Raw genomic sequence first — 22,450 nt, forward strand, 5'->3', positions numbered from 1 at the left:
CTAAACGGGGCTGCCGTTAGCGGCGCTTAGCTGCCGCTGGCCACCGCACCAGCTGCCGCTGGGCGCCGCAGAATGCAGACAAATGACTGAATTCTCTCGAGAAGCAGCGAATAGCATTGAAAAAAGCTGCAAAATAGGTTATGATTAAAACAATCTTGTGTACCCTGTTCTAAATGCATTAATCTTTTATCTAAAATTTCGATACAGAATGCTTCTTACGTTGTAAACCGCGGAGAGGGAGGCGATGCATGTGGCGGTGAAATTGTTTGAACACAACCAGAAGGCATATCTTTCCGCCGTTGCCATGCTGGAACAGGCAGGCAAAGCAGCCATCGTCCACCCCACCGGAACCGGAAAAAGCTTCATTGCATTTCAACTCGCTCTGGACCAGGCGGAAAAACAAATCCTTTGGCTTGGTCCCAGCGAGTATATTTATGCCACTCAGCTGGAAAGTCTGGCACGCTGCGGCGGGCCGGACAAGCTGTCCAATGTAACCTTCCGCACCTACGCCAAGCTGCTGCTCCTCAGCGAGGAAGAGCTGGCTGTGAATGCGGATTACATCATTCTGGATGAGTTCCACCGGTGCGGTGCAGAGCAGTGGGGCAATGCGGTACAGCGTACCATTGCAGCCAACCCCGACGCAAAGCTGCTGGGCCTTTCCGCAACCAACGTAAGATATCTGGATAATATGCGCGATATGGCAGAAGAGTTGTTCGAAGGCCATATCGCAAGTGAACTTTCCCTGGGTGAGGCGATCGTCCGGGGAATTTTGCCTGCTCCGAAGTATGTGACCACCGTGTTCAAATACCAGAATGAGCTGGAACGGTACCAGAAACAGGTGCGCACCATGCGGCCGGCTGCGCTGCGGGATGTGAACCAGAAATACCTAGATGCCCTGCGCCGGGCGCTGGAGCAGGCAGACGGTCTGGAGCAGGTGTTTGCTCGCCACATGACGAGCAAAAGCGGCAAATACATCGTGTTCTGCTCCGGCATGGAACACATGCGCGAGATGATGGAGCAGTCACGCAGCTGGTTTGCCGGTGTGAATCCGGACATCCATTTTTACATGGCCTATTCTGAAGACCCGGGCACCAGTAAGGCGTTTGCGGAATTCAAGGTGGACTCCAGCAGCGCACTGAAGCTGCTCTTCTGCATTGACATGCTCAATGAGGGTGTGCATGTGGATGGAATCTCAGGAGTAATCTTGTTCCGGCCCACCATCAGCCCGATCATCTACAAGCAGCAGATCGGCCGTGCCCTGACCGCTGGCGACAGTGCAGTGCCGTTGATTCTGGATGTGGTGAATAACTTCGAGGGACTGTGCAGCATCGACACTCTCAAGGAAGAGATGGCCACCGCCGTGCAGCACATGTACGCAGTGGGTGAAGGCGACAAAATCGTCACGGAACGCTTCCAGGTGGTGGAGCAGGTACAGGACTGTCGCGTTCTGTTTGAGACACTGCGCAACAGCCTGAGCGGAACCTGGGAACAGTACTTCACAGCGGCCAGAGAGTACGTAGCGGAACACGGCGATTTAAAGGTGCCGAAAAAATATAAAACGGCAGAGGGGCTCTCTCTGGGGAGCTGGATCAGTGTACAGCGATCTGTGTACGCAGGCAACCGTGCCGGTTCCTTGAGTGAAAGTCAGATTGAAAAGCTGAACAGCATCGGGATGATCTGGGAGAACCGCTTGGAAAGTGCCTGGGAAAACGGGTTTGAGCACGCCAAAGCCTACTACGAAGAGTTTGACGACTTGCTTGTTCCGGCCCGCTATAAAGCTCCGGACGGATTTCAACTTGGAAGCTGGATCTGCAATCTGCGTCAGCGACGGCTCAATGGGGAACAAAGTGAGCTTCTGGATGAAGACCGGATTGCACGGTTGGACTCCATTGGAATGGTATGGGATGCAAGCAGTGTTCGATGGGAAAAGAATTACTGTGAGGCGCTGGAATATTACAAAACTAACGGGAATCTTCTGGTCCCTTTCGATTACAAAACGCCGAGTGGTTTTGCATTGGGTGCTTGGATCAGAGCTTTGCGGCAGGCAAGAAAAGGCGAATTCAATCGAAAACCGCCGACGCCAGAGCAGATTAAACGCCTGGATGAGATTGGTATGTACTGGGGCAACTGCAACGACAATCAGTGGATGCAAGGGTACGAAGCTGCAGAACGCTATTTTAAAACCCATGGAGATCTGGACGTTCCGGCGATGTACAAGACCAGTGACGGCATCCCATTGGGGAAATGGATTGCCCGCCAGCGATACATCTATCTGTATCCGGAGAAAAACAGAAAATCCTTGTCACAGGATCGGATTGATTTGCTGGAACGTATCGGAATGGTCTGGCAAAAAGAGGATCCTTGGCAGCACCGCTATGAGCTGGCACAGGAGTATCTGGAAGAGCATGGGAATCTGGATATCCCTGCGAAATACAAAACCAGTGATGGCATCTGGCTGGGCCGCTGGATTTATGAGCAGAGGAGAGCTCTCCAGCCCGGAGCGAAGAAATCGTTGTCCGAGGAGAAACGTGAAAAATTACAGCGCTTGGGAATTTGAAACGCAAAACAACAGCGATGGAGAAGAGATATTCAAGGGAGAGAAAGTTAAGACAATGAAAACATTGAAACACAATACAGCGCTGAGAGCAGTCAAACTGCTGGATGCGGTTTTGCTTACCATTCCATTCGGAGTGTGCTGGTACCTGGTGTATGCAGACAGTCTGGCCGAACCCTATTTTCAGAAGGGTAACTGGCTGGTGATTGCCCTGTTCTTTGTTTTGTATGTTACATACGGGCGCATCTACGAGGGATTCCGACTCACACTGAGCCGCATTTCTGAGATGCTCATGTCGCAGGCTCTGTCCGCCCTGATCGCGGACGGCATCATGTACGTGGTCACCTGGTTGCTCACCAAGCATTTCCCGCCGGTGCTGCCTATGCTGGGCGTGTTCGCGGTGCAGGTGGCGCTGGCCGGTCTGTGGTGCACACTGGCCCACCAGTGGTACTTCGGTCGATATAAGGCCCAGAAAACCGCAGTAATCTATGACATGCGTGAAGGCTTGGAGCAACTGATTCAAGAGTACGGTCTGGAGAAGCGCTTCTATGTGACCGCTACCGCTGACGTGAACACCGCATTGCAGGAAGAGCTGGGCATTCTGGATGGCGTTGAAGTGGTGTTCCTGTGCGGAGTACATTCCCATGAGCGCAATATCATCCTGAAGCAGTGTGTGGCAAAGGGCGTGCAGGTTTATGTGATTCCCCGCATTGGCGACGTGATTATGAGCGGTGCCGAGCGGATTCACATGTTCCATCTGCCCATGCTGCGGGTAGGCCGGTACAATCCTAACCCGGAATATCTGTTCATCAAGAGAGTATTTGATCTGTTTGTGTCCGGTCTGGCGCTGGTGCTGCTCTCTCCCATTATGGTTGCGGTAGGACTTGCTATCAAGGCTACCGATGGTGGCCCGGCCTTTTATAAGCAGTGCCGCCTGACCAAAGACGGTAAGACTTTCAATGTGTTGAAATTCCGCAGCATGCGGGTGGATGCGGAGAAGGATGGCGTGGCCCGGCTTTCTACCGGTGATAACGATGATCGAATCACTCCGATCGGAAAGTTTATCCGAAAATGTCGTCTGGACGAGCTGCCTCAGCTCATTAACATCTTCAAGGGTCAAATGTCTATCGTAGGCCCCCGCCCGGAGCGGCCGGAGATTGCGGAGCAGTATTATGAAGAACTCCCCGAGTTCGCACTGCGATTACAGGCGAAAGCGGGCCTGACGGGCTACGCCCAGGTATACGGCAAATATAACACCACTCCCTATGACAAGCTGCAAATGGATCTGATGTACATTTCCAACCCCAGCTTCGTGGAGGATCTAAAAATCATGTTCGCCACGGTGCGCATCCTGTTTATGCCTGAAAGCACCGAGGGAGTTTCCGAGGGTCAAACCACTGCAATGAGTGGAGAAAACGACTAAATATCGAGCTTTTCAACCGCTTTCTGAGCCTAAAAATTGACATTTTCCCGGAATGTGCGGTCAGGAATAAACAAGGGGTTTCGATGACAATATCATCGAAACTTTTAACCCGGTCATGGAGTTGCTATCAGGCACAAATACGAGGACTCCCAGTGAAAAGGTATGGTGCTATCGGGAATAAACGCAAGGACTCCCGTAGTGATATGAGTGATTTCTGGCATAAATACATGGATTCCTATGGCGAGATGATGGTGTCATCAGGAATAAAGACAAGGGCTTTGATAGTGCTATGGAAAGGCAGGATAGAGCATAGCGGAGGCCCACTGCAACGGTACAAGACATAGCAGCAGCGTGTGGATCACACTGCTGAGGACGATTAGTAGAGCTTTATAAGGAATAAACGGCTCAGACTCTTTGAGATTGAGTCTGGGCTGTAATCTTTGATATGCGGAGAGGGACTATGAGTGTTGTGGGATACAAAGGATACTCCGTTCTTATGTCGGTTTATCACAAAGAGAAACCGGAGTATCTGAAGCAGGCAATAGAGAGCATACAAGCGCAGACGCTCTCCACAAACGATTTCGTATTGGTATGTGATGGACCATTGAACGGACCACTGGATAGCATAATCGCAGCGAAGCAACAGGAGATGGGTGAATCTCTGAATGTTGTTCGACTCGCAAAGAACGGTGGACTTGGCAATGCACTGAACGAGGGAATCAAGCATTGCAAAAATGAGCTGGTCGCTCGGATGGACAGCGATGACATCGCTTATGTCCAACTTCGGCCTGTACAAGGCTTTTGATGAGCAAGGCATTGGCTACGCAAAGACTGCTGTGGGCGACAAATACGTCTACGAGTATATGGCTAAGAACGGCTGCCGTATCGGCGGCGAGCAGAGCGGCCACATCATCTTCTCTAAGTACGCAAGCACCGGCGACGGAATTCTGACCAGTCTGAAGATGATGGAAGTCATGCTGGCCAAGAAGCTGCCCATGAGCAAGCTGGCTGAGCCGCTGAAAATCTACCCGCAGGTGTTGGAAAACGTTCGCGTCACCGACAAGAAGGCTGCGCAGGATGACGAGGCAGTGCAGGCAGCCGTCAAGACTGTGGCTGAGGCACTGGGTGACACTGGCCGTATCCTCGTCCGTGAATCTGGTACGGAGCCTGTTGTGCGTGTGATGGTCGAAGCTCCCGACCACGACACCTGCCAGAAATATGTCTCTCAGGTCGTGGAGACTATCAAGAGCAGAGGCTACGGAGTTTGAGTGCAAACCTGAAACGAGGAAACGGTATTTTGTTGGCAGCATTGGTGGTTTTTCTTTCCATCTTTGCGATGCTTCCAGATGCTGATGTAGACCACGATGCGGGATGTATTTCCTCAGAGCTGACTATCCGAGAAACCTTAGATGGAGGCATGACCAGAACGAGCTATGTAAATCCTGAAGGATTGATCACAGATGCCATTGATATGGGTTATGCGACTGTGTGTAGAATGCAGGATGAAAACGGCCGAGTTGTAGAGGAAAGATATCTTGATGCAAACGGAGACCCTGTGACAAGGAATGGTCATTACTGTGGAGTATCGTATGAATACAACGAAACGAGTACGGTAATAACATATCTTGACGCAGAGGAAAATCCAATAAAACGCAGTGACGGATATGCTATTATTGTCAGAACGCTGGTTGATGGCAAACCTTCGGATGATTTTTACTATGATTTGGACGGACAGCAAGTGCCGTGTTTAGGTGGATACTATGGGATTCATCGCGAGTATAGTATTGCGGGGCGGAACATCAGCTTGACATTTCTTGATAAAAATGGTTGTGCGATGTGTAGTTCATCTGGTTGTGCAGGTGTGACTTATCAGTGCGATATTGATGGTATTGTTGTCGGTGAGCAGTATTTTGATACAGAAGGGAACCCAGCGAGGTCTTTGCTTGGTCAGTATGGCGAGTTATACCAGCGCAACGAGCAAGGATACATTGGCCAGATCACATATCTTGACGCAGATGGAAACCCCGCCCCCACCAATGCAGGCTATACCATCCTCAAACGTACCTATCATAGAGATGGCACAGCAGATACGGATATGTATTTTGATGCGGATGGTAATCCAAAAGCATTGTCTAAAGGCCAGTACGGCATCAAACGCAGTGGCAAGGTGAACCTTCTGCTTGACGGAAATGGCAACATTATGCTGTGTGTGGACAACCTTCTGAATGGCTTCCCATGCATGGTAGTTGTTTTTGGCTGTGTGGTCTGCTTGCTGATGATTGTTCTTCCGAAGAGTCTAAGCGTAGTATCATAGGATTCTTGCGGGGACAGCGGACGAATCAGCCATTCGTCCAGAATCAGCAGGTCTTTCTTCTTGTACGATTCAAGCACCTTTTTCAGTGTTCCACCACTGCGGGCAATGCTCAGTTCGTCCAGCAGCTCTGGCATACGGATGTACTGCACCTTCTTGAAACGGCGGCAGGCGGCATTGCCCAGGGCACAGGCGATGTAAGTCTTGCCGTTGCCAGAGGCTCCCTTGAGGATAATGTGGTGGCCTTCGTCAATGTACTGGCAGGTGGCAAACCGCAGCATCTGTGCCTTGTCCAGCTTTCGGTCCTCGTGGTATTCAATGCCTTCTACAGTGGCAGACGGCACGGCGAAGCGCGCGTTGCGGATAAATCTGTTCAGTTTGTTGCTCTGGCGTCGGTTCCATTCCGCATTTACCAGCAAGCCCAGGCGCTCCTCGAAGCCCAGTTCATTGAACGTGGGGTCTTTCAACTGGTTGGCGAACTCCGCTGCCATAGCGGTCATCTTCATTGCCGTGAGCATATCCATCGTTGCCTGGTTCAGCATCAGCGGTCACCTCCCTTCCGGAAGTAGGCCGCGCCGCGGATAATGCCGTAGCTATTGGCTTTGGACTGCGACAGTTGGCTCTCGGCCTTGTCCGGCTTGTCCAGGTCATTTTTCAGAATGCTGGCAATGGTGCGCAGCGAGGGCGTGGTGCTGTACGCCAGAGTTTTGCCGCAGGCTGCCTCCAGCCGCTGTTTGCCGTACCGCTGTTCCAGTTTGGTCAGACCAGCGCAGGCCTTGTAGCCCTGCTCGGCGGCCTTACCGGACTTCAGGAAGTGTTCGGCTACCTTCTCGGTCATAGGACCGACCGACATCGCCCAGCGGCTGAACTCGTCAGCGTTGTAGGTGAGATATTTCTGGTGCTCCGGCGGCATATGCTCGCGCTTCACCAGCGGATCACGCTGCCGGGTCTGCAGCCGGCGGTGGCTGGCTACACGGCTGCCGTGGTAGAATACCTCTACCGTTGTTTTAGTCACGCGGATGTCCACGCGCTCGCCAATCATCAAGTTATAGGGAACAGAATACTTGTTCCTGCCATCCGTAACAAGATAGTCGTTGGCGACCTTGGAAACCGACCAGACGGCCAGTTCAAACGCACTGACCGGCAGCGGCAGCATGTAGGGCTTCTCTTCTTCCAGATAGGCACTGCGGCGGTACCGTTCGCCAAACTGAGTACTCATGTACGGCTTTTGGCCCGCCTCCTGACACTTCGCGCAGTATTCTTCCCATAGCAGCGTCAGGGTCACGCCCGACCGTGCCAGTTCGCGGTGGATGTACGGATAGTCGGGCTCAGCATATTGACTGGATGCTTTGTGCCTGTTCGGAAAGAGAAGCTGTTCCAGATCGGCATTGGCGACATCGTCGGAGAGGGGCCAGGATATGCCTTGTTTCTTTGCTGCCTGCAGTACATCTCGCACCGTATGTCTGGAACAGTGTGCCATTGATTCAATGGTTCGCTGGCTGTACTGAAGACTGCTTAACCGCAAGATCTCCCGATAATTTGTCATTACGAAACCTCCAATTGATTTAGTCACAGCTTGGCTGTGCTAAACCAATTATAAGGCTTTGGGGCTTCAGTGCGTGAAAGTGGGGCTAAAACTCCGGCAAGGTGGTGCTAAAACTGCGTGCAGATGGGGCTGGGGTGGCGATTTTTGCAACCTTCTCCATCTACCAGATTTTGCCCCAGTTGATCGAACTGTGGGGCCTGAACGTGCAGACGGAGGTAGAGGCAAGAAAAAACCTCGCAAAAGTGAGCGGGTAATGACCACCCCGCTCTTCATGCTGCGCTGTGTGCAGCTCGGTATCAGCATCGCCGACCTCGACTTGCTGACCATCGGGTTGGTCAACGACATGTTCACAGAGCGGCAGAACGACGAGTATCCCTATCGAGAACTGGCTTCGCAGGCTGACTTTGACAAATTTTAACAGCGTCGCACTCAACGACCGTGCATATATTAGAAACGAAATAAGCACGGTCGTTGAATTTTACTTGACTTTCGTGCTTATTTCACTTACAATATAAGCACGAAAGGTTGGTGGTTCTATGAATGAGATGACAAGACTGATTCAAAGCCATGACTACTTGACGCCGCGCATTGCAGGAAAATCTGGAGTATCAAAATTCAAATTCTATAAATATGTTCGTGAAAATGGATTAGAGCAGGTTGGCCGTGGAATCTATTCCGCGAGTGAAAACTGGCCGGACGAATTGTATGTGCTGCATCAGAGATGCCCCAATGCTGTTTTTTCGCATGACGAAGCATTTTACTATTATGATCTGACGGACAGAGAGCCACTTGTGCATACGTTTACCATTTATAGTGGCTACAATTCGCACAGATTGACAGCCGATGGAAGTTGTAAAGCTTACACGGTGAAGAAGGAACTTTTGGATGTCGGAAAAATCATGGTCAAAGACAATTGTGGTAATGAAATCCCGATGTACGATTTGGAAAGAACAATCTGCGATTTGATGCGAAGCCGTAATTCCATTGAGGCACAGGAGTTCAATTCGGTTCTTAAAGCGTATGTGTCGAGAAAAGATAAAGATCTGAACCGATTGATGAAATATGCGAAGTTGTTTCGTGTTGATAATGTGATCCGAAGATATATGGGAGTACTATTGTAAAATGCAGCTTACACCAGATCAGGTAAAGGGGCGAATTAAAAGTGTCACCCAAAAGAACAAAGCCGATGCAAGAACACTGATGCGAATCTACATGATGGAACGATTCTTGGAACGAGTTGCGGTTTCGCAGTACAAGGACAATTTCATCATCAAGGGTGGAATGCTTGTGACTGCGATGGTCGGCGTAGCACTCCGATCTACGATGGACATTGATACCAGTCTCAAGAATCAAAATCTTTCTGCGGAGGATGCACTTCGAATTGTAAATGAAATCAAGAATATTGACCTCGGAGACGGTGTGACATTCGAGATCAAAGAAGTTTCCAACATTATGGACGAAATGGAGTATCCGGGTGTTCGGTTCACTATGAACGCCGTAATGGGGAAGCTCATTACTCCAATGAAAATTGATATTTCGACTGGCGACGTGATTACGCCTAGGGCAGTTGAGTATCAATATAAGTTGCTGCTGGATGACCGGTCAATCAGTCTATGGTCATACAACCTCGAAACCATCCTTGCGGAAAAGCTTCAGACGGTTCTTGCAAGAGGTCTCCTGAACACACGCATGAGGGATTTCTACGATATCAGAACGCTGCTTGCTATCTATGAACAGGAAATCAATGCAGAAGTTTTAGGAAGAGCGTTTGATGCCACTTGCAAAAAGCGGAGTACAGAAAATTTGAGAACGGACGCACCGCAGATTATTGCAGCCGTTGAGAACGATGAGCAACTGCATGCGTTGTGGAAGTCCTACCAGAATAAATATCCATACGCTGCCACAATCAGCTACGAGGACATCATGGAGAGCACAAAGTCCTTGCTGGGCATGATTCAATAGTCTGAACCTATCTTACCTCGTCAGAGAAATCTGACGGGGTATTTTTTATGCCAATTTTTAGCCTTGGGTGGAGAAAACGTAACCGCTCCATAATCCCCCGGCTACCGAAGGCTGAAAGGATGTGGGACAATAGGAGGAAATGGGACAAATGAGAAAAGAGGTCTCAAAAGTCTAAGAAGTCGCAAAAATCTCAGAAGTCTCAAAAGTCTCACAAAGGAGCAATAAAATGGGCAAGGAATATGTAAATCTGAAAAAGCAGCGGTGCCTGCAGCTTGTGCAGGAGTGTACGCACAGCGGAAAAAGCAAGCGGGAGTGGTGCGCAGAGAACGGCATTGGCTATTCCACCTTCATGCGGTGGCAAAAACGGCTTCGGGATGAATTGGCCGGAGAACTTTTGGCGCCGCAGGAGATCGTGCCGGTGCAGGTGGAACTGCCGGAACAATCTTCCCATCGGAGCACAGAGACGGCTCTGGAAAAGGCCGCGCCGGTGGTTTGCGAAGAAAGCATCGAGATCCGAACGGGCAATATCCGCATTCGTCTTCCCAAGGATACACCGGCCGGCTATCTGGCCGGCCTGGTATGGTCGTTTCTGTTGGTGTTGATGTCTCAAAGGATAAACACGATTGCTTCATTCTCAGCTCTGAGGGAGAAGTCTTAGCGGATGTGTTTACCATTATTCGGGTCGGGCGAAACTAACCTTCAAGTGTCGGGAGTTCGCAGCCACACCTAGTCGGAAAAGATAAAGCCACTACCGATGCTCTTTTAAATCCTGTACACTGGAAAGTGCCAACAACCCAGCGGAAAGGAAAAGCGATGAAAGAGCAAAATGGTAATGGCTTTGCACCAAGTATAGCACAGGTTGTTAGCGATATGAAGGAAAATCGTTCTTTTCAGGAGACCATCGCACGGATAAGGTAAAAGCTCAGGAGCAGCCGGAAACGATGTATCGGCGTACTGCTGATCCTGCTCGGTATTGTTTTGGGGATTGTTTCCAGGGCGGCGGGCGGATCTCCGTCCCAGAATTTCACCTCCGGTATCCTCATGGGTCTCTCGGCCGGCATCCTTCTTGTTGGGATTCTTGCAGTCCTGCTGTCCTTCATCCGGAGGCGATGATATACTGGATAAAGCTTCCAACCTGCCGAAGCTTCATGCCGAGGCGTCGGACGAGGACGATCCTATGAGCGCCCAGGTGGTATGAGATTTTGTAGACGCCGTGAACCGCTTTGAAGAGAAAATTCACGACCTAAAGCTGAGCAAAAACGTCGCCATCCAGACTGCGCCGCAGATCCGGTTGATCCAGAGCAACGATAAAATGCCGGCAGATAAAATCCAAATGGCGGCTCTCAGCACCGTTCCACTGTGGGAAAGCCAGATCAAGATCGCTCTGAGACTGCACCGGCAGGAGGGCCGCGCTGCCCGCCAGAGTGCGGAAGCGGACCTCCTGAGGATCGAGCGGCAGCTTAAAAAGGCGCTACTTGAAGCTGCGCAGCAGTAATAGACAAAATGGCAAAATCCCTTTCAGGTTGCAAAACTGACTGCTCAGCACAACCTGAAAAGGAATTTTATGTTTTTGCTGTGTGTGTAGCAGGATAAGCTTATTCACAGATAAGCAGCGTAAATTGGGTGGAATTTTTATTTTATCCTTTTTCGTGTTCACAAACTTCGGTCGGTTGGGGAGCCTTTATCTGTCTAAAAACCAGAATCCCCTTGGAAGAAGGTGTAATAGAACAAGAAACCAGTTCAAATCCTTCCTGTTCCATTTGATTGGCTACATCTTCGATTCTTGCAGCCATTTCCTTTGCTTTAGGAGAGTATTTTACAACAATCGTCTTATACATTCTGAAGCCTCCTATTTGTTATCTTTTTTGGAGTGTGTGAGCGCAAATCATTTTACGGCTACGCTTTTCTTAAAAAATCCAGCAGGATCCGTTCCTGCTCCACTGGAAAGGTGCGGGGAATCCAGAGCGTCTTGGAAAAGGCATTTTTCTGATGCGTACCGTAGGCGTCCTTTGTCTTCCGGGTAAATATTCCCCGGATACAGATGGATCGTCTTCCCACAGAATACTCTTTCAGCCGGAGCAGCACAAAGGCAAATTCCACCCGCTCGTCCATGCTGCCGCTATGACCGGTATAGCACAGCCGGTTTTCCGAGAGATATACGCGCTGAACCAAAGACGTCCCTGAGCAGTTTGCCCAGTACATCAGAAGCGGGATCACAGCGAAGATCGAGGCGGCCGCCAGAGCCATAAACGGCTGACGCAGCATCAAGACCGCCAACTGGTCCTGATGGTTCTTGGTGAAATACAGCACGAGAAAAGAAAGCAGGAACGAGCCCGGGCAAACCGCCAGCACAAGCAGCTTCGGCAGCCGCAGATACTGTTTGCGGCGAATGGGATCGGTTTCTAGGACCAGGTTGCCGGACACAACTGCGGCCTGCCGTTCCTTGTCCCGCTTTCTTTCATGTTCCGCCTTGTCTCCCTTAAACCCGGAGATAAAAGTGAGAATGAGTGGGATCAACAGCAGGAGCAAAGCGGTCAGGGCGATGGTAAAAATAAAAGCGTTGCTTGCCGCGTTGGATAACGGTGCGAAGGTGACGATGCAGACCAGCAGCGTCAATATCTCCAGGATCAGCATATAAAAGGCGATGGGAAGGAAAATATTTAAAAACCGCTTGCCTTTCAGATTGTACCGTTTGCTCCTGTTTAGGCTTTTCAGCCCTTTGCTTTCGATGAGTCCGCTGCTCAGATCCGCTGCGGTCTGGGCATTGGACAGATTTGCAAGCATCAATATGGCAGTGACGGCAAGCAGAACGCCCCTGTTTTGTTCGGCGGTATCTTTTTCTTTATGCTTTATTGCGGCCAGAATTGTCAAAACAATTTTTACGATCAGAGAGAGATAAATGGGGCCGAACAGCATGAAAAACATCCGCAGATCGAAAAACATATCCTCGGAAAGGCCAATTTTTTGAGCGGGGATCCGCCCGAGAAGCCAGCCGGTCCCGATAAACACTACGTAGGATATCACAACCTTAATCAGCCATTTTACAAAGCGGACAGTTCGCTTTTCAGCCATAAACCATTTCCTTTCCGATACGCGTGAAAGCACCCGATTGATAAGAGAGCGTAAAATAATGCGCTCGTGGCACCTACATAGAATCCCTCGCAGCAGAGAAAGCCAAACTGGCTAAGCTATGCATTCAAATAATTTTTCTTACCTGCTTTCCCTCTGCATCTCATTGATAATCGGCCGCAGGGAAGCGAAATCGACAAAATCTGCCTGCTTGCCGTAGGTTTCCATTAACGCCTTGTCTTCTTCGCTCCATTCTTCCGCCGGTTTCTTTTGCAGAGATCGGTGCAGTAGCGCCATCATGGTTCGGTGTCCCAGAGATAGCGCCTGATAATCAATGGCGCCTCGCAGATGGAAAACCGCTGCTCTGCCATATAGCTGGGCGGGAATCTGTTTTTGCAGGGAGTTCCGGATATTCTCCCGATTTTGCGGTATATCCGGATCAGCCAGCCCGACCGTAACGATCACCAGCCTTTGATGCTCTCCGAATGACTGCCTTCGCAGCGTCTTTGTCAATCCCAGAACGCCTCCGGCATACAGCGCGCCGATATACACGATCGTTTCCAGTTTGGAAAGCGGCGGTGCTTCTTGATAGCTGACAGCAGGGATATCTGTTTGCTTTGACAGCTCCTGCGCATACCGGCGGGCGCTTCCGTACCTGCTTCCGTATAAAATGACAGACTTCATGCAATCACCTTACCCCTTATTACGAGAACAATCGTCCTGTTTTAAAAGTGCGAACAGGAACCGGCCGCAAGACAGAGAGGATAGAATCATAAACAGATCGGCAATCGGAACAAACAGGAAGGATGAAAGCAGCACACGGGTGTAGCGGCTCTTTACGGTTTTGCGCTTGTAAACGGCCGCAGACAACCGGGCCAGGCAAAACAATACACCGAAATTGAAAAACAGCCAGCTTCCCGCCTGAATGGCGAGGGTATAAAGCATGTCCGGCGGTACGCTTCCTGCCGTAAGAAACGAAACGGCGATCTGTACGATAGATAGCGCGATCAAAACAGGATAGACGATTCCCAGCACCCGCAGCATGACGCCTCCGCCAATCCCGATCCCGCCGCTCCAGATAGCGCCGGAATGCAGGCACCAGGATGCCAGTATCCGCAGTGCAGTACGGTTTTGCTGTCCCTCTATAAAGCCGTTGTTGGCAATGGCGTACAGGCGGAACCGAAGAGAACGGGCTTTACAATATTCTTCTGCCAGCGATAGGAACTCTGCTAAATGAGAGGGCAATCCATCCACATAAAGCGGGAAAGAGATACATACGGCGTCCGCGCTGCCCAACTGGGAAAGCGCATGGTCAAAGTCTTTCCGGCTCCGCAGAGGAACCGTTTTTTTGACAAGGCCGGGAAGAAACAGCCGGAGGATACCGGAGAAAAATTGAGAAGCGCCGCCTCTCTTTTTGGGGCTTGCATTGAAGATCAGCAGCTTCATGATATTGCTCCCCTGATCTGTGCAGGATTTTGGAAAAACAGCGTTTCCGCTGTTTTGTATCCAAGGTTGAGCCGGTTACGCTCGGCAAGCTCTGTGGCAGTCTGCCGTTCCGATTCCGTAGAATCTCCGTAAAAGAGAACCCGCAGCAGTTTTCGCTGCGGGTAGCGCCCTATATGATGGGTTTGGCCGCCCCGCCAGGTAAAGAAGGGGAGAGATACTCCAATAGCGCGGTCCAAAACAGCCTTGACGCCGGGGCTGTAGCCGCCGTAGCACAAACGGCTGATAATGATCAGCGGGTCGCTTTGCCCGATCAATGCGCCCGCATGTTTCAAGGAGTCGTCCATCACACAGAATCCGGTATTTTTCAGCCAGCATGCAAAGCAGCCACTGCACGGAGCATACTGGCCGTCCGCAGTGAAAACCACGACATTTTCATCTGGAAGTTCAAAAGCAGAGAAGTCTGCTTTATTAAGATCATGAATGATCGTTTTCAAAACGCAATCCTTTCTTTTTTGACTTATCCCGGACAGGAAAGAGCGCCCGCTTGACGTTCAAGACCCGCTTTTCTCAGGGACAACCTTCGTAGCGATATCCGTTACGATACCGAAAAAGTCCTCCCTGCCCGGCACAACGCTGATGTCGATATATTTGCCTGGAACCATATGCTTAAGCATCTTGTCGTTTAGATAAAGGGTGCGGTTCATGACCGTGTCTCCCGCCGCATTGTCCGTGATCCGAACCGTCGCTTCCGCTTCCCAGTCCCCGGCTTCCTCTTTCCCGGTCAGCCGCAGGTTTTCCAGCGGCGCTTTTTTGACCACGCTGTTTCTGCTAAGCTCCATGCGCTGTTCATAGGTCAGCTCGCCCGGATGTTTTCGGCACTGGTAGCGGGCGATGCGCTCATTCAGCACATCGGCATCCGGATTATCATCCCCGATGGCATGGGAGCGGTCTGCCGGGTCATACCGGATGGAGAGCGGCGCTCCGACGGCGCACATGGGAAGCTGCGCCCTCGGGATGATTTCCGTCACGGTGGTATCAAAAAAAGTCCCGTCCTCGGCCAGTGCGTCCACCACGAAGCGAAACTCGGGATTGTCATTGACGCATCGTCCCGTATGCTTTGCGGAACGGATAAAACCCAAGGTCTTCACTGTGCGGGCATCCCTCCAGCGCTGCTCCTTCTCCCTTTTCCGCCTTTCGGATCTGGCCGGGAGCACAAATCCCAGCAGGATACACAGCGCAATGACCACCGCAGATATGATCACGGTGGCCCGAATCGGATTTTCAGCCATCCAGTTGAAAAAAAAGACTCCATACGTTTTCCACGAAACGGTCAACCCCTTTCTCTGTATCAAACGGACGCCGTATTCCTCTTAACTGATGCCGGACGCCACGGAGGTATCCAGTACAAAAACAAAGAGATTTTCCCTGCCCGGGATGACGCGCACGTCCACATACCGCCCGGGAATCAGGTATTCCAAAGCCGTATTGGGTACATACAGCGTTCGCTCGAATGTATGGCCGCTCTGCTCCTCGCCGGCAAGCTGGATGGCCGCTTCTGCCTCATAGTCCCCGGCCTCTTCTTTCCCGGTCAGCCGGAAGCTTTTCAGCAACGCCTTTTTCATCACGCCGTTTTTTAACAGCTCCATCCGCTGTTCATAGGAAAGATCGCCCGGGTGCTTTTGGCACAGATAGCGGGCGGCGCGTTCCTGCGCCAGCGATTCATCCGGATGGTAGTCCCACACTGCCCGGATTCTGTCGTCCGGGTTATAGCGGATGGGGATCGCCCTGCCGGGAACCATACCGGCCATCGCCGTTATGGGGATGATTTTCCGCACGCTGGTCTGGAACACCGTTCCGTCCTCCGCCAGGGCGTCCAGTTCAAAAAGCAGCTGCGGGTTTTCGTTGACATACAGGCCGGTCTGCCGGGTGGAGCGGATAAATCCCACGGTCTGTACGGTGCAGGAATTTTTGCTGACATGCCCTTTCGTCAGCCTGCGGACTACGGTTAAAGACGGAATCGCAACCGCCAGGATGACGATCACTGTAATGATTCCGTTCGAATTTGACAGCAGCCAGTCAAAGAAAGCCCCCATAAAAAACGCCTCATCCATTAGATACAACAATTCAGTATAATTATATCGTGATTCGTGTTTGACATCTATCATGAGCAGGCTAAGATTGCGTAAAATTATGGCATGATCCCGGAACTGATTCAAAAGTTTTCATTAAATGCTATCATTATCAGGAACAAGCCTTTCTGACATTTTCATGGACTTCCTTCCCACTCCTCAGCGAGCATCACATCTTCCAGAATCTCGTCGTAGCCAAATTATTGGGTAACCTTGTGCCTTTCTCGCCTAATATTTACGGGTATTTTACCCTGATTTCACATCGTAAAATAAGATAAGTGCTATAACTAAGATGGAATCGGATCCACTGACCCATGAACAAAACAACGAGGTGAACTATATGACTTTGTTCATGAATGAGAAAGATATGAATGAAATGTTAGCCAGTATTTGCCCGGACGGGGAAACGTACCAGGGAAAAGCATGGGGGACCTTGATGTCTGGGACGGCTGAAATGTTGGCACTGGGAGCTTTGAGTAATGTATATTGTTATGTTGGCGTGACAGAAAAAACATTGGTTATCGCAGTGTTGGAAACTTTTGATATCTCGCATATTTACGGTAAAATCTGCATTCCGTTTGACCAGTTTGACGAACTGAAAGTACAAAAAGGTTTACTGCCTTCCCAGCGGATCATCAAAGCGAAAAGCGGGAAAACCAAAATAAAATTGTCGCTGGTCAACAACAGCATCACCGCCAAAATCAAAGATCAAAAACAGGGGATGCTCGCGATTTGCGAGGTACTGGAGCGTTTGAAACACTGATTTTCATAAAAGCAAGAGAGAAAATGAACAATATAAATGAGAACCGAACAGACGAAAGAACACCCGGCGGCGAAAAAAACAAGGCGGAGTTAAAATGGTTTATTTTGTTCCTTGCCGTCATCTTTTTTCTGCCGATCACCATCCTCGCGGTGATGGAATGGTTTACAAGCGCCGATGCCTTTGCCATCGGAATCACGGGGTTTATGCAAGCCGTCATTGTCCATGGCGGTTTAGGGCTGGTAGCGGTGATCATCGCCCTTGTCTTATTCGTACTGCTGATTCGGCCGGACGCAACGTTCCTGCAAAAGGTCGGCAGAACCGCAGGCATTCTGCTATGCGTCGCCGCCGCTTTCTTCCTTGTCCGGCCGCTCGTTTTGGACATTCCCTATCTCAAGCGCCCGGAAGCCGCCTATTTGGAGCGGCTGGAATTTGAATATTCGCGAGGGATCGGGGACTATGGTTCGGACGACTATTATCTGCGCGGCGTAGATATGACCGGCGAGCGGCATTCCTTTGAAATCAGTGAAAAGAGGTACGAGGAAGGGCGCGCGCTGTGGGGCGGGAACGACTACAATCTGTTTGCGAAAGTCACCTACCTGCCGCACACCTCCACCTTGATGTCGCTCGAATTTATGACAGAACTCGACGCGTCAGGGGCAGAATTGTACCCACCATCCCCTGAACTCCCGAATGATTGGGAAAGTTTTTCAATCCAGATCAATGATACGGTTTATACATTACCAGTTCCCCTTGCGGCTTTCCTTGACGATGGGTGGGTGATTTCCGAGGAGGATGCCGGGCTTTCTCTGGCTGGCGCGGAAGGCCCGTATGCGTCCTATGAATGGGAATGGGTCTCGTTGACCAATGACCACGAGCAGGATATCAGCGTCTGTGTCTTCAACACCACCGAAAGCACGATCCCCGTCGCCGAGAGCACGGTGGGAGGTATTCATGTAATATATGGCAACTACGACTTTTCCGGTACAGAACTACGCCTTCCCGGTGGGTTGATGCTGGGATGGTCTACCAGAGAAGATGTCTTAAAACTGTATGGCCAACCGAACGATAGCTTTGAGGCAACCTATGGTGGATATAGCTTGAAATACGAAATTGATGACCCTCTTGACCCGGCCTCTTGGAAGCTTGGTTTTGATGATTCAGGCATTCTAGACGATGTTATGGTACACCACCAGGCTTATTTCCGTTCTGACTAACGTCATGGAATATGTACATCTTACCAGTCATCATTTAAGGCAAAGAAAACCGCTTGTCCTAGTGACCCTTATCTCGGCCATAGGGACAGGCGGTTTAGTTTTTTCTGATTGCTTACACGCTGCTGATCTTGTGTTGTGTTTATGCAAAATTTTAGGGCCGCGGTGAAAGGCGACGGCTCAGAAGCTCAAAAAAGAAAAATGTATAACTCCAGGGTAATCTCCCCTTGACAAATCGGTTTCCAGAAGGAAATGGTAGAGACTATTCTTCGCAGTGCGGTTCGAATGCAGGAGTATCTGGTACAACTCCGAGCCATGACCAGCCCGGAAGGAATGGTGGAACAACAGAAAGAACAGGTCTCTCTGGAGTACCTGGCAGAAGGCTGGAAGCAGACCGGGCAAAGCCTTTGCGGAGCCAAACAGGTGGAATTCGTTTGTTCTTCGGTTCCGCCCATTTCTCTTTGGGTATATCCTGCTGCTTTGGATCGGGCAGTGATGAATCTTCTGGATAATGCGGTGCGTTATACCCCGGCGGGTGGCAAAGTTGTTCTGAATATATTACTGGAAGAGAAACAGGTGAAACTTTCGGTGGAGGATACCGGCCCCGGGTTTTCAGCTGCGGCCCTCGTCAGGGGCGGCCAGCCCTTTTTCACCAGTGATGCCAGCCGTCCTCAGGAGGGGCATCTGGGGATGGGCCTGTTTTGTGCCGTACAGACTGCAAAACAGCATGGTGGTTCTCTTCATCTTTCAAATACCTCGCAGGGAGCAAAAGTGGAATTGAATTTGCCGGTAACGAATATGCGGGAATGAAGTAATTATGCGTTAATTGAACAAGAGGGATCTGCTGTTTGTCAGCGGATCCCTCTTATTTATGTGGAAGAACTGAAAACCGACCTTCCTGTGATTCTGGAACCGGATAATCCTGGTTGGAGCTTTCCGGTGCGGAACAGGGAAGAACTGTACCGGAAAGCCCATGGAGCACTGGTATGCAGACCGTTTTGGATTTATCTCGAACGGGATCCGAAGTGGAGCGGTGAAGAAAGTTTCACTCGGCAAAGGTGCGACTCACGAATCTTACATGGAGATACCCGCGACCAGCTGCTCTATTTCCCGAGAAATACGGGACAGCTCTGCGTCCGTCTGGTTTATCAATGTGTGTAAATGGTTCAGAACAATTTCAATCTGATTCCGGATGAGCTGCACCTGCTGCTGGGACTGGCGAATCTGATCCAGTACGGCCCAGTCGGCAAAGATCCCATCAAAGAAGTAATCGGCCACGCGCAGGAAACCATCAATGCTAACCTGAATGTCAGCATTAATCGTCACATCGGCCAGCTCGGTTTTGAAGCGACGCAGCTGCGACTGCAGGGTTTCCACAGAAGCCTGTGCCTGATCCAGATGGCTGTGCTTTGCCAGATCCGCGAGCAGTCCGCCGCCAACCAGATCCCAGGTTCCCCAGCCTTCTGCACTGTTCAGTTCGGACAGAATTTGATCCGCGCAGGACAGTGCAGCATTACCGGCAATCAGGGCTTCCTGCAATTCCCGCTTTTGGCTGTCCAGATAGCCGTTCCGTTCTTCCAGCTGCAGAATCTTTTCCGCAGTGGGCCCGCTGGCTGCTTTTACGGCAAGTGTTTTTTCCTGCAAAAGGGAATCGTAGCGAGCCTCACAGCCCCAGAGCGAATTTCGCTCGTCTTCGCATCGTTTCAAATCCTGCTCAATGCCTTCCAGCTCCCGGGCAGCAGCATCGTATTTTACCTGAGCGGCGTAGGCTTCCTGCTGCTCTTTGGTCAGCTTTTCGTCCATTTTGCCAACCATCTGATAAAAGAAAGCAGCCAGACTGCGCCCCTCCAGCCGTTCCACATCTGCCTGTTCTTTGGAGAGGATCTTTCGAAGCTCATCTGCACGGTCGGCATAGGCTTTGCGCTGGATGCGCAGTTCATCTATGGAAGCATCCAGCTTTTTCTTGCGGGCGCATTGGGCCTGTAACTGACGCAGCTGTTCATCATAGCATTTCATGAGCAAACATCCCTTCCTGCATGACTGCATTTCGTACCTTCCGGATGACGAAGTGTGCGGAATTTTGGAACCGTCTTTATAAAAACGATACAGGAATTCAGACAGGGTGTCAATAGAAGGGAAAACTGCTCCGCATTTTCCGGAAATGGGGAGGGAATCTTCTGTCAGGCGGGCGAAAAAAGGGGACTCTACTGTTGTTCGGTTGCCACTCAGCCGGATCACTGGTATGATTTTCTCGAGGTGAGCGGAGTGTTTGCAATTGATAAGGAAAAATTCGGGGCCTTTGTGGCACGGCTGCGCGAGGAGAAGGGGCTGGTTTAGAAGAAAGTGGCAGAGCGGATGTATGTGTTGGATAAGGTTCATAGCTGAATTAAAAAATTGTTTGCTGATTTTTCTACCGCCTTCTTTGAACCTTTTCGCTGCTCCGGCAGTTCCCACTTTTCGCCCTGCTTGGTGCAAGGAATCCTTTCGCCTTTTTGGGATTTGTATGGGATTGGATTCGGTGTATTATAAAGACGTTCCGCCCGGTTTTAGGGGGCGATGATAGGCCAATCACCTCAGAACAGAGGAGCAGAAACTGCGCCGTATAAACCCAATAATCCTCTGGACTGTGGGTTTTGACAACACGGAACGATGCTCTTGGCAGATGAATATATTTTGACAAGAATGACAAGTATGAATATAATGAAAACTAAGAAAAGGAGGCACGGTGTATGGTATTTGTTGAGAGTGAAGTTGTTGAACTAAAAGCAGAGGTTGTGGGAGATATCTGCAAAGAAGTCGTTGCCTTTGCCAACACAAAAGGTGGCACGCTATATATTGGCGTCAGTAATGACGGAACTGTCTTGGGGATCAAAAACACCGACCAAGTCATGTTGCAGCTAAACAATATGATTCGAGATTCTATTAAGCCTGATGTGACAATGTTTGTGGGCTATGAGACCCAGCATGTCGGCGACAAAGATATCATTGCCGTGACCATTCAAAAAGGAACCGACCGGCCCTATTATCTGGGCAGTAAGGGATTGAAACCCAGTGGGGTCTATGTCAGGAACGGTACTTCTTCTGACCCAGCTACAGATACTGCGATCCGAAGAATGATTAAAGAAACTGATGGCGACAGCTTCGAATCCATGCGTTCACTGGAACAAAACCTCAGCTTTGACGCGGCAAAGAAGCAATTTGAAAAGCAGAATATCCCATTTGATGCTGCAAAAATGCAGACCCTTGGGATGATTTCTGCAGATGGTATTTACTCCAATGTAGCACTCCTCCTGTCCGATCAGTGTCCCGGCACCATCAAGGCGGCGACTTTCTCGGGGGAAGATAAAGGAAGTTTTCAGGATAGAAGAGAATTTGACGGTTCGCTGTTTCAGCAAATGGAGGAGCTATACAGCTATCTCGATCTGCGTAACCAGACAAAGGCAACGTTTGATGGGCTATACCGAATCGATACACGGGATTATCCGGAAGATGCACTGAGGGAAGCGATGTTAAACTCACTGGTTCACAGAGACTATTCTTTCCGTGCAAGCACCCTTGTCAGTGTATATGCGGACAGAATTGAATTTGTCTCTGTGGGTGGGCTGCCAACTGGCATTGCACTTGACGACATTATGCTGGGACTCTCTGTTTGCCGAAATCCCAAACTGGCAGCCGTATTTTATCGTCTGCAGCTGATTGAGGCATACGGCACAGGTATGCCTAAAATCATAAACGCCTACACGGAGAAGGAGTTGAAGCCCAAAATCGAGGTGTCGAGCAACGCATTCAAAATCACGCTGCCAAACAGGAACGCCAGCGCAAATCATACAGTGACACTGGTTGGTACGCTCAAAAGCGAAGAGCAACAGATTCTGGATTTCATTGGTTCACATGGTCATATCGTGCGCAGTGATGTGGATCAGCTGCTGGAGGTAAGCCAGGCTACAGCCAACCGGATTCTGAAACGAATGGTGGCGGAGGGGCTCATTTATCAGATCGGAAACGGCAGGAAAACAAAGTATAGACGGAAGTAACT

The 22,450-nt window shown here is 50.4% G+C and carries 20 protein-coding genes and 4 pseudogenes; 14 read left to right on the plus strand and 10 right to left on the minus strand.

The features are described 5' to 3' along the window. Nucleotides 1–250: 250 nt before the first annotated feature. The 5 genes and pseudogenes from ACESYO_RS08315 (at nucleotide 251) to ACESYO_RS08335 (ending at nucleotide 6,291) form a co-directional block, all read left to right on the plus strand. Nucleotides 251–2,557: a Helicase associated domain protein gene (locus ACESYO_RS08315; protein ID WP_443983741.1), complete on the plus strand. Its 2,307-nt coding sequence runs from the start codon at nucleotides 251–253 to the stop codon at nucleotides 2,555–2,557. 55 nt (nucleotides 2,558–2,612) lie between these two features. Then, a complete protein-coding gene (locus ACESYO_RS08320; RefSeq protein ID WP_373209762.1) occupies nucleotides 2,613–3,977 on the plus strand; it encodes a sugar transferase in 1,365 nt (454 codons plus the stop codon). A gap of 496 nt (nucleotides 3,978–4,473) precedes the next feature. Then, the gene (locus ACESYO_RS08325) at nucleotides 4,474–4,782 is read left to right on the plus strand and encodes a glycosyltransferase (RefSeq protein ID WP_373209807.1); all 309 of its coding nucleotides are present in this window, start codon (nucleotides 4,474–4,476) and stop codon (nucleotides 4,780–4,782) included. Next, nucleotides 4,733–5,245, plus strand: a pseudogene (locus ACESYO_RS08330) (phosphoglucosamine mutase); the annotation flags it as partial. The gene ACESYO_RS08325 and the pseudogene ACESYO_RS08330, both read left to right, overlap by 50 nt. Then, a complete protein-coding gene (locus tag ACESYO_RS08335) occupies nucleotides 5,242–6,291 on the plus strand; it encodes a hypothetical protein (protein ID WP_373209808.1) in 1,050 nt (349 codons plus the stop codon). The pseudogene ACESYO_RS08330 and the gene ACESYO_RS08335, both read left to right, overlap by 4 nt. Nucleotides 6,292–6,350: 59 nt before the next feature. Here the strand turns inward: ACESYO_RS08335 and ACESYO_RS08340 are convergent. Further along, nucleotides 6,351–6,830, minus strand: a pseudogene (locus ACESYO_RS08340) (ATP-binding protein); the annotation flags it as partial. Next, complete coding sequence (locus ACESYO_RS08345; RefSeq protein WP_373209763.1) at nucleotides 6,830–7,507, minus strand: Mu transposase domain-containing protein; 678 nt, start codon at nucleotides 7,505–7,507, stop codon at nucleotides 6,830–6,832. The pseudogene ACESYO_RS08340 and the gene ACESYO_RS08345, both read right to left, overlap by 1 nt. A gap of 580 nt (nucleotides 7,508–8,087) precedes the next feature. On the opposite strand from ACESYO_RS08345, the gene ACESYO_RS08350 reads away from it, so the two are divergent. From ACESYO_RS08350 to ACESYO_RS08370, 5 genes and pseudogenes are all read left to right on the plus strand, one after another. Next, a complete protein-coding gene (locus tag ACESYO_RS08350; RefSeq protein ID WP_164496677.1) occupies nucleotides 8,088–8,252 on the plus strand; it encodes a hypothetical protein in 165 nt (54 codons plus the stop codon). A gap of 118 nt (nucleotides 8,253–8,370) precedes the next feature. Continuing rightward, complete coding sequence (locus ACESYO_RS08355) at nucleotides 8,371–8,955, plus strand: type IV toxin-antitoxin system AbiEi family antitoxin domain-containing protein (protein WP_058966244.1); 585 nt, start codon at nucleotides 8,371–8,373, stop codon at nucleotides 8,953–8,955. Between the two features lies 1 nt (nucleotide 8,956). Next, nucleotides 8,957–9,796, plus strand: a complete 840-nt coding sequence (locus ACESYO_RS08360) for a nucleotidyl transferase AbiEii/AbiGii toxin family protein (RefSeq protein ID WP_373209764.1) — start codon at nucleotides 8,957–8,959, stop codon at nucleotides 9,794–9,796. Between the two features lie 226 nt (nucleotides 9,797–10,022). Beyond that, nucleotides 10,023–10,232 (plus strand): annotated as a pseudogene (tnpA, locus tag ACESYO_RS16450) (IS66 family insertion sequence element accessory protein TnpA); the annotation flags it as partial. A gap of 774 nt (nucleotides 10,233–11,006) precedes the next feature. Further along, a pseudogene (locus tag ACESYO_RS08370) lies at nucleotides 11,007–11,291 on the plus strand (toxic anion resistance protein); the annotation flags it as partial. Between the two features lie 142 nt (nucleotides 11,292–11,433). Here the strand turns inward: ACESYO_RS08370 and ACESYO_RS08375 are convergent. From ACESYO_RS08375 to ACESYO_RS08405, 7 genes are all read right to left on the minus strand, one after another. Continuing rightward, entirely contained in the window at nucleotides 11,434–11,634 is a 201-nt protein-coding gene (locus tag ACESYO_RS08375; RefSeq protein WP_087182776.1) for a hypothetical protein, read from the minus strand. A gap of 58 nt (nucleotides 11,635–11,692) precedes the next feature. Then, nucleotides 11,693–12,868, minus strand: a complete 1,176-nt coding sequence (locus tag ACESYO_RS08380) for a hypothetical protein (protein WP_373209765.1) — start codon at nucleotides 12,866–12,868, stop codon at nucleotides 11,693–11,695. Between the two features lie 138 nt (nucleotides 12,869–13,006). Next, a complete protein-coding gene (locus ACESYO_RS08385) occupies nucleotides 13,007–13,549 on the minus strand; it encodes a flavodoxin domain-containing protein (RefSeq protein ID WP_058966228.1) in 543 nt (180 codons plus the stop codon). A 9-nt stretch (nucleotides 13,550–13,558) separates the two neighbouring features. Then, nucleotides 13,559–14,311, minus strand: coding sequence for a hypothetical protein (locus tag ACESYO_RS08390; RefSeq protein WP_373209766.1), 753 nt, complete (start codon nucleotides 14,309–14,311; stop codon nucleotides 13,559–13,561). Next, nucleotides 14,308–14,805 carry a flavodoxin family protein gene (locus ACESYO_RS08395; protein ID WP_058966224.1) on the minus strand — a complete coding sequence of 166 codons (498 nt, stop codon included), beginning with the start codon at nucleotides 14,803–14,805 and terminating at the stop codon, nucleotides 14,308–14,310. Before ACESYO_RS08395 ends, ACESYO_RS08390 begins: the two co-directional genes overlap by 4 nt. 57 nt (nucleotides 14,806–14,862) lie before the next feature. Next, nucleotides 14,863–15,600, minus strand: a complete 738-nt coding sequence (locus ACESYO_RS08400) for a hypothetical protein (protein WP_373211240.1) — start codon at nucleotides 15,598–15,600, stop codon at nucleotides 14,863–14,865. Between the two features lie 81 nt (nucleotides 15,601–15,681). Then, entirely contained in the window at nucleotides 15,682–16,257 is a 576-nt protein-coding gene (locus ACESYO_RS08405) for a hypothetical protein (protein WP_087182781.1), read from the minus strand. Nucleotides 16,258–16,792: 535 nt separating this feature from the next. Between ACESYO_RS08405 and ACESYO_RS08410 the strand changes: the two genes are divergently transcribed. The 3 genes from ACESYO_RS08410 (at nucleotide 16,793) to ACESYO_RS08420 (ending at nucleotide 19,224) form a co-directional block, all read left to right on the plus strand. After that, nucleotides 16,793–17,203, plus strand: a complete 411-nt coding sequence (locus ACESYO_RS08410) for a hypothetical protein (protein ID WP_289600353.1) — start codon at nucleotides 16,793–16,795, stop codon at nucleotides 17,201–17,203. 23 nt (nucleotides 17,204–17,226) lie between these two features. Next, a complete protein-coding gene (locus ACESYO_RS08415) occupies nucleotides 17,227–18,417 on the plus strand; it encodes a hypothetical protein (RefSeq protein WP_058966216.1) in 1,191 nt (396 codons plus the stop codon). 282 nt (nucleotides 18,418–18,699) lie between these two features. Continuing rightward, on the plus strand, nucleotides 18,700–19,224 hold the full coding sequence (locus ACESYO_RS08420) for a sensor histidine kinase (protein WP_373209768.1): 525 nt from the start codon (nucleotides 18,700–18,702) through the stop codon (nucleotides 19,222–19,224). A 264-nt stretch (nucleotides 19,225–19,488) separates the two neighbouring features. Here the strand turns inward: ACESYO_RS08420 and ACESYO_RS08425 are convergent, their stop codons facing one another. Beyond that, nucleotides 19,489–20,430 (minus strand): hypothetical protein, encoded by a 942-nt coding sequence (locus tag ACESYO_RS08425; RefSeq protein WP_373209769.1) that lies wholly within the window; start codon nucleotides 20,428–20,430, stop codon nucleotides 19,489–19,491. A 713-nt stretch (nucleotides 20,431–21,143) separates the two neighbouring features. Here ACESYO_RS08425 and ACESYO_RS08430 point away from each other — a divergent pair. Then, a complete protein-coding gene (locus tag ACESYO_RS08430) occupies nucleotides 21,144–22,448 on the plus strand; it encodes an RNA-binding domain-containing protein (RefSeq protein WP_058966210.1) in 1,305 nt (434 codons plus the stop codon). Nucleotides 22,449–22,450 lie beyond the last annotated feature (2 nt).

It is taken from the genome of Allofournierella massiliensis (assembly GCF_964241245.1).
Lineage (GTDB): Bacteria > Bacillota > Clostridia > Oscillospirales > Ruminococcaceae > Allofournierella > Allofournierella massiliensis.